The following is a 15,280-nucleotide window of genomic DNA, read 5'->3' on the forward strand; positions in this document are numbered from 1 at the left end:
ATTTTAATAGCTTTTTTAAAGTTAATAACAAGATAAAAATAATATATAGTTGATTTATAAGGGTTATTAACAGTTAAATAGTAAAAAAGACAGCCTAAAGCTGTCTTTTTATTTACATATTTTAGACTGTTTATAATACTTAATTATAAATTTTCATTAGGTAATATTTTGTTCAAAATAGTCTAAGTCAAATTCCATAATTGGATCGCTGCCGGCTTTAACCATTTCAGTATGAGCCTTGATACGAGGTAGGATTCGACCTACGAAGTAATTAGCAAGTTTTAGCTTATTGCTATAGAACTCACCTTCTTTATCGTGTGCAGCTTCAACCATCATAGCAAACATAAATGCATAGCATAAATAACCCATAGCGTGTAGATAATCAACCGCACAACCATTGATTTCACTCTTACGGTTACTGATGTTTGATAATACTGTTGTGGTCAATTCTTCAATGGTAACAGCTGCATCTAAAGTAGCTTGTTTGATGGCATGGTCAGCTTTCATATTACCAATGAAGTCGCGAATTTCAGTTAAGAAGTTCTCTAAGTATTTGCCTTGGTTACGAGCTATTTTACGACCTAATAAGTCTAAAGCTTGAATGCCATTAGCGCCTTCATAGATTTGTGAGATGCGAGTATCACGTACAATCTGCTCCATACCCCATTCACGAATGTAACCATGACCACCAAATACTTGCTGACAATCAACAGTAGCCTCTAAAGCTTTATCGGTTAAGAAGGCTTTAGCGATTGGCGTTAATAGTGCAACACGGGCTGCAGCAGCTTTAGCATTTTCAGCATCAACACTGAATTTTGACTCATCTAATTGCTTAGCTACATACATAGCAAAACAACGTGATGCTTCTGCATTAACACGAGCATTCAATAGCATGCGACGTACGTCTGCATGATGGATGATATGGTCAGCAGGCTGTTCTGGGCTTTGGATTTGAGTATCACTACGGCCTTGAGTACGGTCAATAGCATACGCTGCAGCATTCTGATAAGCCAGTTCAGTGCCGCCTAAGCCTTGTAGACCCATAGTTACACGTTCATAGTTCATCATTACGAACATTGATGCAAGGCCAGTATTTTCAGCACCTACCATCCAACCTTTAGCACTATCAAAGTTCATTACACAAGTCGCCGAACCTTTGATACCCATCTTGTGCTCAATTGAACCTGCACTCAGCGTATTGCGCTCACCAATACTACCATCTGGGTTGACTATAAACTTAGGAACAATAAACAACGAAATACCTTTAGAGCCTTCCGGTGCATTTGGTGTTTTTGCCAATACTAAGTGAATGATGTTTTCATTTAGATCATGCTCACCACCAGTGATGAAAATTTTGGTACCTGAAACAGCATAGCTACCATCTTCATTTGGTACGGCTTTGGTTTTGATAATACCCAAGTCAGTACCTGCATGGGGCTCTGTCAGACACATGGTACCAGACCATTGACCTGAGTAAATGTTTTCCAAATACATTTTCTTTTGTTCATCGCTAGCAGCTTCCAATAAACATAATGAAGCACCAACAGATAGGTTAGGATATAACGCAAAGGCTTGGTTAGATGTAAAAACCATTTCTTCAGTCAACATGGTCACCATTTTTGGAAAACCTTGTCCACCGTACTCAGGATCACCACCTAAACCAATCCAACCTGCTTCTGCATACTGCTTGAAAGCCTCTTTAAAACCAGTAGGGGTAGTTACCATACCATCACCCTGATACTGAGCGCCTTCTTCATCACCTGAACGGTTCAAAGGAAGCAAAACATTTTTTGAAAGTTTCGCCATTTCTTCTAACACCATGTTTACGGTGTCCATGTCAACATGAGCTAATTTTTCGTTGGCCTGCCAGAATTTTTCAACGTTAAAAACGTCGTTTAACATGAAACGCATTTCATCTAAAGGTGGATTATAAATAGCCATACAAAGTCCTATATTTTTTGGAAGTAGCTTATTAATTTGTCAATCTCGAATAAGGTTAGTGCTAGCACTACATAGTAGACTAGCACTTATTCAATACACTATATATAGATTAAAAGTAAGAGATTAATCGTTTAAAAGTTAACCTTATTTACTAAAAAGCAAACTGATCTACTGTCATGCTCATGTAAGGTTCAGCGCCTGTATCAATACGTGCTATGTAGGTACGAGTACGTGGCAATAGTTTAGTGAAATAGAACTGAGCAGTTTTAACTTTTGCATCATAGAAATCTACTTCAGAGGTACCACTAGCAATAGCCTTGTTCGAAACAGCAACCATACGTGCCCATAAGTACGCTAGGGTCACATAACCACTGAAGTACATGTAGTCCACAGCTGCTGCACCTACTGAATCTGGGTTCTGAGTCGCTTGCATACCAATGCGTGCAGTTACGTCAGCCCACTCAGTATTTAATTCAGCTAGAGGACGAATAAAGTCACTCATAGCCTCATCATTTTCGTACTCTTTGCAGAACTTATGAATTACTTTTGTAAAGTTAGCTAACATTTTGCCTTGAGAGCCCAACACCTTACGGCCTAGAAGGTCTAAAGATTGAATTTCAGTAGTACCTTCATATAAGCAGGCGATACGAGTATCACGTACGTTCTGTTCCATACCCCATTCGCGGATAAAGCCGTGACCGCCATAAACTTGAACGCCATGGTTGGCTGCTTCATAGCCGGTCTCAGTTAAGAATGCTTTTGCGATAGGGGTAAGTAGCGACAGCATTTGATCAGCATATACTTGATCTTCACCACTACCTTTAGCTACCGTATCTGCAAACATTGATAAATAGTAAACCAAAGCGCGGCCACCTTCAGCGAATGCTTTTTGAGTTAATAGCATGTTACGAACTGCAGGGTGTACGATGATAGGATCAGCTACTTTATCAGGCGCTTTAACCCCTGAAAGTGAACGCATTGCTAAACGATCTTTAGCATATTCAAGTGACCCTTGGAAGGCTAATTCAGAGGCAGTCAAGCCTTGAACAGCAGTACCAATACGAGCTACGTTCATAAAAGTGAACATACAGTTTAAACCACGGTTTTCAGGACCAATTAGGTAACCGGTTGCACCGTCAAAGTTCATCACACAAGTTGCAGAAGCTTTGATACCCATTTTATGTTCGATAGAACCACAAGTAACTTGATTGCGTTCACCTAAACTACCATCGGCATTAATGTTAACTTTAGGGACGATAAAAAGTGAAATACCTTTAGTACCTGCTGGAGCACCTGGTAAACGTGCTAATACGATATGGATAATATTGTCTGTCATATCGTGTTCACCGGCAGAAATAAATATCTTCTGACCAGTAATCGCATAAGTGCCATCACCTTTTGGTTCTGCTTTGGTACGAATAATACCTAAGTCTGAACCGGCGTGTGCTTCTGTTAAGCACATTGTGCCTGACCATTCGCCACTAACCATCTTTTTCAAATAAGTCGCTTTTTGCTCATCAGTACCATGATGCTCTAGAGTAGCAATCGCGCCATGTGATAAACCTGGATACATAGAAAAAGACCAGTTTGCCGTTCCTATGATCTCATTAACAACATTACTTATTGACATAGGCATGCCTTGACCGCCAAACTCTTCTTCAGCAGCTAAAGCGGGGAATCCTAATTCACAATATTGTTTGTAGGCTTCTTTAAAACCTTTAGGTGTAGTTACCACACCATTATTGAAAGTACAGCCTTCTTCATCTCCACTACGATTTAAAGGAGCAATTTCATTTTCTGCAAAGCTTGCAGCTGCTTCAATATAGCTGTCGATAATATCTTGTTCAACTTCTGCATATTCAGGTATGCTTTTATAATGAGCATTACTATCTAAAAGCTCATGTAAAACGAATTGCATATCACGAATCGGGGTTTTATATTGCATGAGACTATCCTTAAAGAATGGTTTTTGTTTATTACTTAGGGTTATAGACTGATCAAATTATTTATAAGAAGAGACTTAATTTAGCTAGTTGCTTGTTATAAGCCTTCAAATAATGTGACAGTAAATCAGATAGAGTTTTATGAAAGTTGAAGTAGTATTTTTAAAGTGATAATCAGATAATTAATATTATAGAGTCAATATAGCTAAATACTTATACAGCTAAATACTTATAATAACTGACAAATATTAAATTATAATCATCAAAAATAAAATGATTTTACATATGAAAAGATAGATGCTAAGCCGTTATTTTACAAGCACTTGCATAGACTTACGGGTCACAAAAAAATTTTTTAATTTAAAAAATTAAGTTCGATAAAGAACTATATAGTATTTTATAATTAAATGAAGCCTAATTAAGTATGACTTTTACTAATTGATAAAGGTTAGTTCAAATGCGAATTGATAACTGACTTAACCTTACAAATTTAAGATAGTGGGTCGGTAGAACCTTAGTTACTTAAGCTCATGTAACTCACCAATCAACTAATATAATTTACCAATATAGTTAAGAGTAGCGAGTGCAACCACAGGAGCGGTCTCAGTTCGTAGTACACGATTGCCAAGCTGCCAAGGCAAGAAGCCTAACTCACGAGCTTTAGCATATTCCAATTCAGATAAGCCACCTTCAGCACCAATTAGAATATCAAATCTAGGTTTTGATTCCGAGGTAATGTTTTGTCGAGTGGATAAATTAAAATGCTTATGAATACATGCATCGATATCAAGCTTTTGCAATTCCTGTTGGCTAGGCACAGCCATAACTAATGGTAGGGGGGCCTGTTTTAAATAATTCTGATAGTAGCTGTCATCAAGTATATAGCTAACCTCATCGTGTAGGTCAAGCTGTGGTTTCAGTTGTAATTGCACGAACCACTCTTCGATAGAGAATGGCGATAAAACCAAAGGCGGGCGGTTAAGACCGCATTGCTCACAGGCGGATATAGCTACTTGTTGCCAATGGTTAAGTTTTTTATCAACCTGATTGGCCTTTAATCTAACTTCCCCATGTTGACTAGTAAGAAGTTGAATAGCAGTAGCCCCTAATTCGGTAGACTTCTGAATGGCATAGTCCATTTTATCGCCACGACTCATAACGATAGCAATAGTACTATAAAAATTTGAGCTATTATCAATATTATCATGGTGTAACAAACGTGCTTGAGCAGACTTTTTGTCAATAGCTTCAAGCTCAATAGTAGTTTGACCGCCTAAACCGTCAAAGATTTGGCTTTGATCACCCACCTTAGCGCGTAGGACTCGGCACCAATGGTAATAGATATCATCAGTTAAAGTAATCAGGCTACCTATAGCCAATTTATTTAATGCCGCTCGCTCACCATCAATAACACTACTACCATTGAAAGTAGCAGATTGAGTAACTGTTTGAAGTGAGTTGAGATTGTAAAAAAAACGGCGCATTCGATTATGCCTTTGTACTGATAGAAGTTAGGCCTAAAGATTCAACCAGGCGTTTGTTAGGTTCAATACGGTTCATGGTATAGAAATGAAGGGCAGGCACGCCTTCATTAATTAGAATTTCGCATAGACGGTGAACAACCTCGAAGCCAAACTCACGTATCGCTTTTCGATCATCGCCATAATCTGACAATTGTCTACGAATATATCGAGGAATATCAGCGCCACAGCCATCAGCAAAACGGATCAAATTACTAGAATTGATAATCGGCATGATTCCCGCTACCAAACGATTTAGACTGGTATCAATACCACGTTTTTCCAGCGCATCACGCAGATATAAATAACTTTCCGCATTATAAAAGAATTGAGTAATCGCTGAATTTGCACCAGCATTAAATTTATTAATTAAGTTTTGGATATCGGCATCGAAGCTACGGGCTTGAGGATGCATCTCTGGATAAGCGGCCACTTCTATATGAAAATGATCACCAGTGTGTTCACGAATAAAATGTACTAAATCCACAGCAAAAGGTAATTCGCCCATGCCGACCTGACCTGACGGTAAGTCACCACGTAAAGCGACGATACGATTGATACCAATAGATTTATAATAATCTAATAATTCTGCTATGACTGCTTTGTCATCTCCAATACATGAGATATGAGGTGCAATAGGAGTGTTAGAACGTTTTTGAAGAGTTTCTACTATGCCAATAGTACGTTCACGGGTAGTACCGCCAGCACCATAAGTTACTGAAAAAAAAGCAGGAGATAACTCATTTAATGCGTCAAAAGTTTGACTTAATTTAGTCACCCCGTCATCTGTTTTGGTGGGGAAAAACTCAAATGAAAAATTAGGTTTGTTCATGTTCAGTCCTTGATGAATATTTTCGTTGCCCTAATAAGAGGCTGAGAAATTAATAATAATTTCTCAGCCTTTGGTATAATAAATTTTAAGGACAAACCAATCTAAATATAAGCTTGTTTAATTATAAGCAAATCTGACTCTTTTTTTCATATCTAATAAGTATTATAACTTGCACTCTATGTATCTAATGCTAAATATAAGATTATAGTTAATAGGCTTTTTAAGCTTAATTGTTACTTATACTGTCAAACAAACACTTATACTGTCAAACAAATATACCGTCAAACTAATACTTATAGTTATCTGGCTTAAATGGACCTTCAACAGGAACACCTAGATACTCAGCTTGTTTAGGGGTCAGTTTGGTCATCACACCATTGAAGCCTGCAACCATAGCAGCAGCTACCTCTTCATCAAGCTTCTTCGGCAATACTTTAACGTATAAGCTATTAGTACGTTGATCTTCAGGTAGCTCTGAGAACTTATCTTCATGTAAATACATTTGAGCCAATACTTGGTTTGCAAAAGATCCGTCCATTATACGTGAAGGGTGACCGGTAGCATTACCTAAGTTTACCAGACGACCTTCAGCTAGAAGAATCAAATAATCACCGTCATTTTCTGAACGATAAACTTGATGAACTTGTGGCTTAATTTCAACCCACTTCCAAGTGTCACGCATAAACTGAGTGTCAATTTCGGTATCAAAATGACCGATATTACAAACCACCGCACCTGACTTTAAGGCTGCAAGCATATGCTTATCACACACATGGTAGTTACCAGTGGTAGTTACGATTAAATCTGTATCTTGTAATAAGCGAGAATTGACGCTATCAGCTGAATTGGTGTTATTGCCATCAATATAAGGAGAGACCAACTCGTAGCCGTCCATACATGCCTGCATAGCACAAATTGGATCTACTTCAGAAACACGAACAATCATGCCTTCCTGACGTAAGCTTTGGGCTGACCCTTTACCCACATCGCCATAACCTATAACTAAAGCACGGCGACCGGCAAGAAGCATATCAGTAGCACGTTTAATAGCATCGTTTAAGCTGTGACGGCAACCATATTTATTATCGTTTTTTGACTTAGTAACGGCATCATTTACGTTAATAGCGGGTACTTTTAAAGTGCCTTTATTAAGCATATCGATTAAGCGGTGAACACCTGTGGTGGTTTCTTCTGAAATACCATTTATGGTATCTAACATTTGCGGATAGTTATTATGAATAAGTGCTGTTAAGTCGCCGCCGTCATCAAGGATTAAGTTTGCATCCCATAATTGACCACTCTCTTCACCACCAACATACAATTGTTGACGTAAGCACCATTCATACTCTTCTTCAGTTTCGCCTTTCCAAGCGAATACAGGCACACCACTTGCTGCAATTGCAGCAGCAGCATGGTCTTGAGTTGAGAATATATTGCAGGATGTCCAGCGTACTTCTGCACCTAGGGCTACTAAAGTTTCGATAAGCACGGCTGTTTGAATGGTCATATGAATACAACCTAAGATCTTTGCCCCTGCAAGTGGTTGTTGTTGGCTATAACGCTTACGTAAGCCCATTAGCGCAGGCATTTCAGCTTCTGCTAATGATATTTCACGGCGTCCATAATCCGCTAAGCTTATATCCGCTACTTTGTAATCGTTAAGATTTTCTAGATTGGTTTTTGAATCGATATTAGACACTGCGTCCATCTCGAGCTCCTTGGTATTTATAAATAATTAAGGTGAAAGAAACGCAGGTGTCGTTGTTTGCTCAAAAGCTACAGCCAAGTATTATTATGGTTAAATAAGCTTAATTATCATCCGAACACCTAAAATAAATATTGCTATCAATTAGTTAGGAATGTAAATGATAATTTCTATATACTAAAAAATGAATTGAATTTAATATCTATTTATTCAAATCAGAACATTTGAACATAAACTGAATCAATTTCATATAAAAATGAGCAGACCGAGCCTGACAGTATCATTGGGTCGCAAGGTATTAAAGCGAGGTATTAAAGTGATATTAACGCTTCATACGATTGATAATGATACTGATGCAACACCTCTCGGCAATGCTTATTGTAATAGAAGTAATGTTTAAAGTCATCTTGAGTCTTAGTATATTCATTAGTTTTAAATTGAGAAATGAATTTATTAAAAATAGATATTTCTCTAAACAATAGTGTAAAATACAATGCAAATTACAAATTGTAAGTAAAAATTACAGAATCCCTATTAAAAGGCAACTTTAAGGGGATGACAAAAATTGTAAAAAAGTGTTTAATATACACATGGATTCGAGAAACCTCTATGGTGTCTCATGGATGAGCAATTCGAGCTATCTTTATAAACTAGTGGACAGTTAAGTGACTACCACAAATCTTATAATTAAGCAGTTCGGATTGCTTTTTGCATATTAGACATTAAATCATGGTTTAACTTAATTATATTCTTTGGAGATATTATGAAACTTCTTAAATTATCAGCTATCACAACTGCAGTACTTGGTTCTTCTATGGCGATGGCAGCCGATCAAGTAGTTGTTGTTGAAGCTCAGCCAGTTGCTTATCAATATGATCAAAATGCTGGCGTTATCGCTAATACTACAGGTGCTGTAGTTGGTACAACTAAAACTTTATTCAATACTGTTACTCATCCTGCAGCTGTAAGTGCTGAAATTGGTACTTTAGGTTACGGTGCTAACGTTGCTTGGGGTCTTAACGAAACTACTGAACTAACTGCTGGTTGGAACGGTTTTAAAGATGACGGTACTAAAGATTTAGACGCTAGTGATTCTTGGATCAACTGGGGTAAAGTACTAGGTGACGGTTGGGGTAATTTCAAGGGTGATATGAAATATGATGCTGACTTCAGCAATCCATATTTAGGCGTTAATTTACGTCCATTTGCCAATAACTTTACGGTTGGTACTGGTATCATTGTTCCAGATAATAAATTGAAAGCTGCTTTAACGCCTACCAATGGTAAGACCACTGTTAAAATTGACGGCAATGAATATGATATCAATAATGGTGCAACTGTAAATGTTGATGTTGAGAATAAAAACAAGCTTGCTCCTTATTTAACTGTTGGTTATCGTCCAAACATTAACCAAAACTGGGGTCTATTTGGTGAGCTTGGTGCAGCTTATATGGGTAATGTAGATGCTAATGTAACTACTACTGGTGCTGTTACTCCAGGTCTAGCTCAAGCTGCTAAGAAAAATATCGAAGATCAAGACGTTTGGTATCCGATTGTTAAAGCTGGATTAACTTACCGCTTCTAATTATTGAACCAGTTAAAATTGTAAAAGAGCATCCCTTCGGGGGTGCTTTTTTTATTTTCTTACTGTTTGTAATATGCTATTTTCTTCAATAGGCATTTATCTAGTTCATATAATAAAAATCTACCATATGGCTACAAGATTTTTAGAAGCGATATATAAGTATGTTGCATTTTCAAGTTGAATAGATTTAATGTTAGATTTTTTGTCATTAGAATGAAAGATACTTAAATCCTTCTTTATATTTATGATGTCTTCTGGCATAAGATGCTGCGCCTGAATAAGCAAATTTTTATTAAGACCAGATATCAAGTTAGCTTCTTTATAATTATAAAGTTTTATAGAAGCTTCTTTTAACATCCATAATATCTTCAAAGCTACAGGTTGTTCTTTTGAACTTAATCCGAGTATCCATTGGTTTTCGTCTTTAGTATAAAAACGTTTTGCTATTAAAGAGGATATTTGATTGGTTTCCAAGTCTATTCCAATAGGTAGATTTTTGTGTATAGCACAAGCAATCATGTCATCAGAATGACTAAAGCAAACGTAATAATTAAAAGGTAGAAGACGAAAAGGATAGCTATCTTCTAATAGTTTTATACTATGAGTTTTTAAGACTTCAATTTTGAGGGCGTTGATAGGCTTAAATTTCAGCCCTTTTATTAGTTCAGATATAAGATGATAGCATAATTGTCTGACGGCTAGTTTTTGGGTTCTAAGCTTAAAAGATTTGGTTTTTGAATTTGGATAATTAAATCTATTAGCCTGTGTAGTGTTGTTATCATTGGCATAATTATATGAAGATACTGCTATCCAAGCTGAAGAATTATAGTCATGCAGAGGTAAGCTTTCACCTTTATCACTAAAACCAAAATAATAAGTTTGGTTTAAACTTAAAGCTTTAAGGCATAGAGCATTAATAATAGGTTTATACATCATAAATATATTAAAGTGCTAATACGAAAAACCCAGCTTAAGCTGGGTTTATAATGATTATAAAAAATGCTGACATTAATAACCAATTATTTAACTTTTATTGAATTAATATGACAATTCAGCTCTACGGTTTTGAGCATAAGAAGCTTCGTCTGAACCGGCAGCAGCTGGACGATCTTCGCCATAGCTAATCGTCTGAACCCGAGCATCGTTAACACCTTGCGAAGCAAGATAATTTTTAACGGCTTGTGCACGACGCTCACCTAATGCATGATTGTATTCACGGCTACCACGTTCATCGGTATGACCAGCTACTAACACTACAGCATCAGGAAATTTCTTTAAGAAATCTACTTGCTCATTTAGAACTTTGGCAGCTTCAGCATCCACTTGACTACTATCAAAAGCAAAACGAACAACACTACGAACGCTTTGTGCAGCAGCTTGAACTTCAGCAGAGTTATTCACCAAAGGTGCAGTTTGATAAGCTGCATTACCAGGCACAGCCATAGGTGCAACAACGAACTCTGAATTTCTTGGCTTACTAGCACAACCTACAGTGGTTAATAAGGCAGCTGAAACTACGCTGATAGCTGAAATTTTTAATGATGAATACATATTAGATCCTCAGATTTCTAAAGGTGTTGTGAGCTTTTTATGATGATTATATTGTATTAAAACGCTCATCATTTAACACTAAAGTAATGTCTAACTTCTTTAGTTGTAAATATAGCACATATAAAAGCAGATGTTACTTTTTGTAAGTAGTCTTACTGTAAATTATAACGTGATAATGGCAAGACTTAAAAATATTAAACGATTATTCTATCTTAATGTTCTGTTAATACCTATTATTAATGCCTCATTTGAGCAATAAATAATCTAAAAAATATTGTGTTCAACCTGTTAATACTCTTTAATACACATTCTTTACCATCGATATTTGTCAAAGTTTTCAGGGTTGGCCCAATATTTAGAATTTAGCCAATCAGGTCGATGCTTATAGTCATAAAGGTTAAATTGCCAACTTATTAGGCTTGGAGAGTTATCAGAAGTTTCAATGGGTAATGGAATATAGCCTAAGCAATTAAAATTAAGTTCACTTGATGAAGCATAAGTTAAAATTAAACTTTGTTCCGCAAATAAATCTCTTAGTCGTATTGCAATATTATTCAAATTAGCTAAGTCTTTAACCTCACAAACAACGCCTGTGGCATCATTGTTTAAGTTTCTTATTATGCTAGGAATAATTAGGCAGCCTAAAGCATATCGCTTATCAAAAGGACTGCTACTAAACTCATTAATGGTTAAATTTTTAACTATGGTTTGCGGACTGTTTTTTGTCAAAAACTGGCTAATGTTAGCGTTTATTGAATTATCACTAACCAGTAAGACAGACAGGGCCAATTTATCTTCACTGTCACTGTCGTTGATATTGATATTAGGATTTTTTATAGCATTAGAATTGTTAACGGCATTTACTTTTTTATTAATGTGCTGAGATTGAATTGGTTTAGACAATTGATCAATTACTTGCAAAATGTGTAGGGCTATAAAATCAATTGATGATGCAGGCAGGAAGTTATTCGTTGACATGATTCACACTTAATAGTTTTAGGAATATTTTGAATAGAAATAGTATAAACAGCTATTCAATAGTTTGATGTTTAAATTATAAAAAGGATATTTTCAAGGATTGTATAAAGCTATAGATAACATATTTTTGCACGGATAGGTTTAAAATAAGTCAGAATGTTACAATATAAAGCCTATGGCTAATTTTTAAATAGCTAGTGATATAAGCAATACTGATACTGAATTTAATTTACCGTACTAAATAACATAGTGCTAAATAGCTTAGTTTAAATAGCATAGTTCTAAATTACTTAGTGCTAAATAAAATAGAGACTATTTAATTAAAGTAGTAAGCACTTTATAAGTAGTAAGTACCATATTTCGATAAGCTTAAGAAAATATTATAAAAAATTAATTGTTTAATATAGAGAATTTTATGACAGATTTAACGCAGACAGACGCTAAAGACAACGCTATGATCGTAGATAGTTTGACCCCAGATGCACCAATAAATAACCCTAAAACAGTTGAAGCAAATGAGGCGGATAGTGGGACTGGAATTGAGCGAATTTATCTAAAAGATTATACTCCGCCTAGCTACTCAGTAGAAAAGGTCGAGCTTGATATCAGAATGTTTGATGATTACGCTACCGTAGATAGTGTGATGACTATGCTGAGACAGCATACAGGTAACTTGGAACTCCTAGGCCAAAACATGGAGTTGATATCAATTAGTGTCAATGACCAAGTATTACAACCTACAGACTATCTATTAGATAAAGAAAAGCTTGTCATTGAAAACGCTCCTGATAAAGCTGTAGTCAAGGTTAAAGTACGACATTATCCTAATAAAAATACTGAACTTGAAGGGCTTTATATTGCTGGCGAGGGTGATGATGTGATGTATGTCACCCAATGTGAGCCTGAAGGTTTTCGCAAAATAACCTATTTTCCAGACCGCCCAGATGTATTATCTGTATTTACCACTCGATTAGAAGCGGATAAAAAGTTCCCAACATTATTGGCCAATGGCGATCTTATTGCGTCAGGTGAGGTTGAAGGTGATGATAGTCGTCATTACGCAGTATGGTACGACATTAGTAAGAAACCAAGTTATTTATTTGCTTGTGTATTCGCCGACCTAGCAGTGCTAGAAGACAGTTATACCACTAGCGAAGGCCGTGACGTTAAACTTCAAATCTTTGCAAAGAGTTATGATATCGATAAATGTCATTTGGCAATGCAAGCCTTGAAAGACTCTATGCATTGGGATGAAGTCAATTATGGCCGAGCCTATGATCTAGATCGCTACATGATTGTGGCGGTAAGCCAGTTTAATATGGGCGCAATGGAAAATAAAGGGCTTAATATTTTTAATACTTCTTGTGTGCTATCTAGCCCAGAGACGACCACAGATGCTCGTAGTTTTAGTGTCAAATCTATAATTGCACATGAATACTTTCACAACTGGACTGGTAATCGAGTCACTTGTCGTGATTGGTTTCAATTATGTTTAAAAGAAGGTCTTACTGTATATCGTGATCAGTCATTCTCAGCAGATCAACAGTCACCAGCTGTACAGCGTATTGATGATGTGTCAATGTTACGTGCTTATCAGTTTACAGAAGATGCAGGACCACTTTCACATCCTCCACGTCCGAGCAGCTTTGTTGAAATTAATAACTTTTATACCACCACTGTTTATGAAAAAGGGGCAGAAGTGGTGCGAATGTTAGCCAATACATTAGGCGACAAGTATCGTCAAGGTACTGATACCTATTTTGAGCGTTATGATGGTCAGGCAGTCACAGTAGAAGATTGGTTATCTGCATTGAGTGCGAATGGTCAATCTGTTGAGCACTTTATTGATTGGTACACTCAGCCTGGCACGCCAGAAGTATCAGGTCGTCAAAGCTTCGAATTAGATGATGATAATGTAGGCAAGCTAATTGTTACCTTATCTCAAAAAACGCGTCATGTAGAAGGTTTTGATGTGCCGAAACCTTTGCCTATACCAGTCAATACAGCTTTATTCGATAGAACTAGCGGAGAGCTAATTGAAGAGCGACTGCTAATGCTTGAGCAAGAAACCCAAGACTTTGTCTTTGACAATGTAGTCACAGTTGAAGGAATTGAACCTGTGGTCTCGGTACTTCGTGACTTTAGTGCGCCTGTACAAATGAAGTATCAGTATAATGAAGCTGATTTAGCATTTTTATTGGCTCATGAAATTAATGGTTTTAACCAGTGGCAAAGTGCACAAGCTTTAGTAAATCAAATTCTCTTACAAGATAACGAGCCAGATGTTTATCTATCAGCGGTTAAAAAAGCATTTTTAAGTTTAGCGAATGAAGATGCGATGTTGGCGGCTAGAATATTAGACATACCTGCAGAAAGAGAGTTAGCATCTGCAGTGAATAATGACTACCAACCTACAATCATGAAACATAAGCGCGATGCACTAAAATTAAGTTTAGCCAATTGTATGCAAGATGATTGGCAAAAATTATATAAGCAGCTTCCTATAGAAGCGTATGTAGACACGCCAGAAGCTAGAGGTAAGCGTACTCTACGAAATGTGGTATTAGATATGGCTCTTACAGCTGGTATAGATGAAGCGCAGGATTGGGCTTATAATCAGTATCAAAATGCCAGTTGTATGACTGAGCGTTTAGGCGCATTAAGTGCGATGGTTAATCATAACCATCCTAAAAAGGATACGATACTTGAAGACTTTTATCAGCGCTTTAACAATGAAGCCTTGGTAATGGACTTATGGTTTAGTGTTCAGGCAGGAGATTTAAATGCTCCGATAGCCGATATTACTGCTCTTATTGATCGTAAAGATTTCGATTGGGGCACACCGAATAGAATTCGTGCCGTAGTCGGAAGTTTTGCTGCCCAACCAACTAAGTTGTGGACTAAAGAGGGTATAGAGCTATATATTGGTGTGGTGCAAAAACTTGATGAAACCAATCCAGTCATGGCCTCACGCTTATTACAGACACTGTCTCGATGGTACACCTTGGCTGAACCAATGCGTGAAGATGCAAAGCAGCAGCTGCAAAAGTTAAGTGCGCATGTAAAATCTAAGAACGTTGTAGAAAGTCTGCAAACCATGTTAAAGGCAGGTTAGTTAAAGCTTATAAATGGTAATGTTTTAAATGTCTATAATATGACGTATAAAAAAGCCTAACATCATGTTAGGCATTTTTTGTTAAATCATTGGGAATAATTTATAACTTA

10 protein-coding genes are annotated in these 15,280 nt (G+C 36.7%); 2 read left to right on the forward strand and 8 right to left on the reverse strand.

Annotated elements, in window-relative coordinates; genetic code table 11:
- Positions 1 to 156 precede the first annotated feature (156 nt).
- From QZ265_RS02730 to ahcY, 5 genes are all read right to left on the reverse strand, one after another.
- A complete protein-coding gene (locus QZ265_RS02730) occupies positions 157 to 1,941 on the reverse strand; it encodes an acyl-CoA dehydrogenase C-terminal domain-containing protein (RefSeq protein ID WP_296403165.1) in 1,785 nt (594 codons plus the stop codon).
- A gap of 151 nt (positions 1,942 to 2,092) precedes the next feature.
- Positions 2,093 to 3,886, reverse strand: coding sequence for an acyl-CoA dehydrogenase C-terminal domain-containing protein (locus QZ265_RS02735; protein WP_296403167.1), 1,794 nt, complete (start codon positions 3,884 to 3,886; stop codon positions 2,093 to 2,095).
- 546 nt (positions 3,887 to 4,432) lie between these two features.
- Positions 4,433 to 5,368, reverse strand: coding sequence for a 16S rRNA (uracil(1498)-N(3))-methyltransferase (locus QZ265_RS02740; RefSeq protein WP_296403168.1), 936 nt, complete (start codon positions 5,366 to 5,368; stop codon positions 4,433 to 4,435).
- A gap of 4 nt (positions 5,369 to 5,372) precedes the next feature.
- Positions 5,373 to 6,242 carry a methylenetetrahydrofolate reductase gene (locus QZ265_RS02745; protein WP_296403183.1) on the reverse strand — a complete coding sequence of 290 codons (870 nt, stop codon included), beginning with the start codon at positions 6,240 to 6,242 and terminating at the stop codon, positions 5,373 to 5,375.
- A gap of 280 nt (positions 6,243 to 6,522) precedes the next feature.
- Positions 6,523 to 7,944, reverse strand: coding sequence for an adenosylhomocysteinase (ahcY, locus tag QZ265_RS02750; protein WP_296403171.1), 1,422 nt, complete (start codon positions 7,942 to 7,944; stop codon positions 6,523 to 6,525).
- 760 nt (positions 7,945 to 8,704) lie between these two features.
- Between ahcY and QZ265_RS02755 the strand changes: the two genes are divergently transcribed.
- Entirely contained in the window at positions 8,705 to 9,526 is an 822-nt protein-coding gene (locus tag QZ265_RS02755) for a hypothetical protein (protein ID WP_296403173.1), read from the forward strand.
- Between the two features lie 120 nt (positions 9,527 to 9,646).
- Here QZ265_RS02755 and QZ265_RS02760 read toward each other — a convergent pair whose 3' ends face one another.
- The 3 genes from QZ265_RS02760 to QZ265_RS02770 all read right to left on the reverse strand — a co-directional run bounded on the left by QZ265_RS02760 (position 9,647) and on the right by QZ265_RS02770 (position 12,055).
- Positions 9,647 to 10,462, reverse strand: a complete 816-nt coding sequence (locus QZ265_RS02760; protein ID WP_296403175.1) for a 4'-phosphopantetheinyl transferase superfamily protein — start codon at positions 10,460 to 10,462, stop codon at positions 9,647 to 9,649.
- A gap of 102 nt (positions 10,463 to 10,564) precedes the next feature.
- Positions 10,565 to 11,077 carry a peptidoglycan-associated lipoprotein Pal gene (pal, locus tag QZ265_RS02765; RefSeq protein WP_296403177.1) on the reverse strand — a complete coding sequence of 171 codons (513 nt, stop codon included), beginning with the start codon at positions 11,075 to 11,077 and terminating at the stop codon, positions 10,565 to 10,567.
- 312 nt (positions 11,078 to 11,389) lie between these two features.
- Positions 11,390 to 12,055, reverse strand: coding sequence for a DUF6231 family protein (locus tag QZ265_RS02770; protein WP_296403179.1), 666 nt, complete (start codon positions 12,053 to 12,055; stop codon positions 11,390 to 11,392).
- Positions 12,056 to 12,470: 415 nt separating this feature from the next.
- Between QZ265_RS02770 and pepN the strand changes: the two genes are divergently transcribed.
- Positions 12,471 to 15,170 (forward strand): aminopeptidase N, encoded by a 2,700-nt coding sequence (gene pepN / locus QZ265_RS02775; protein ID WP_296403181.1) that lies wholly within the window; start codon positions 12,471 to 12,473, stop codon positions 15,168 to 15,170.
- Positions 15,171 to 15,280 lie beyond the last annotated feature (110 nt).

Source organism: Psychrobacter sp., assembly GCF_018260395.1.
Lineage (GTDB): Bacteria > Pseudomonadota > Gammaproteobacteria > Pseudomonadales > Moraxellaceae > Psychrobacter.

Bases quoted from the DNA above. Each gene is read 5' to 3' on its own strand.
- QZ265_RS02770 (WP_296403179.1), bottom strand. From the start codon at position 12,055: ATGTCAACGAATAACTTCCTGCCTGCATCATCAATTGATTTTATAGCC.
- QZ265_RS02755 (WP_296403173.1), top strand. From the start codon at position 8,705: ATGAAACTTCTTAAATTATCAGCTATCACAACTGCAGTACTTGGTTCT.
- pepN (WP_296403181.1), top strand. From the start codon at position 12,471: ATGACAGATTTAACGCAGACAGACGCTAAAGACAACGCTATGATCGTA.
- pal (WP_296403177.1), bottom strand. From the start codon at position 11,077: ATGTATTCATCATTAAAAATTTCAGCTATCAGCGTAGTTTCAGCTGCC.
- QZ265_RS02735 (WP_296403167.1), bottom strand. From the start codon at position 3,886: ATGCAATATAAAACCCCGATTCGTGATATGCAATTCGTTTTACATGAG.
- QZ265_RS02740 (WP_296403168.1), bottom strand. From the start codon at position 5,368: ATGCGCCGTTTTTTTTACAATCTCAACTCACTTCAAACAGTTACTCAA.
- ahcY (WP_296403171.1), bottom strand. From the start codon at position 7,944: ATGGACGCAGTGTCTAATATCGATTCAAAAACCAATCTAGAAAATCTT.
- QZ265_RS02760 (WP_296403175.1), bottom strand. From the start codon at position 10,462: ATGATGTATAAACCTATTATTAATGCTCTATGCCTTAAAGCTTTAAGT.
- QZ265_RS02730 (WP_296403165.1), bottom strand. From the start codon at position 1,941: ATGGCTATTTATAATCCACCTTTAGATGAAATGCGTTTCATGTTAAAC.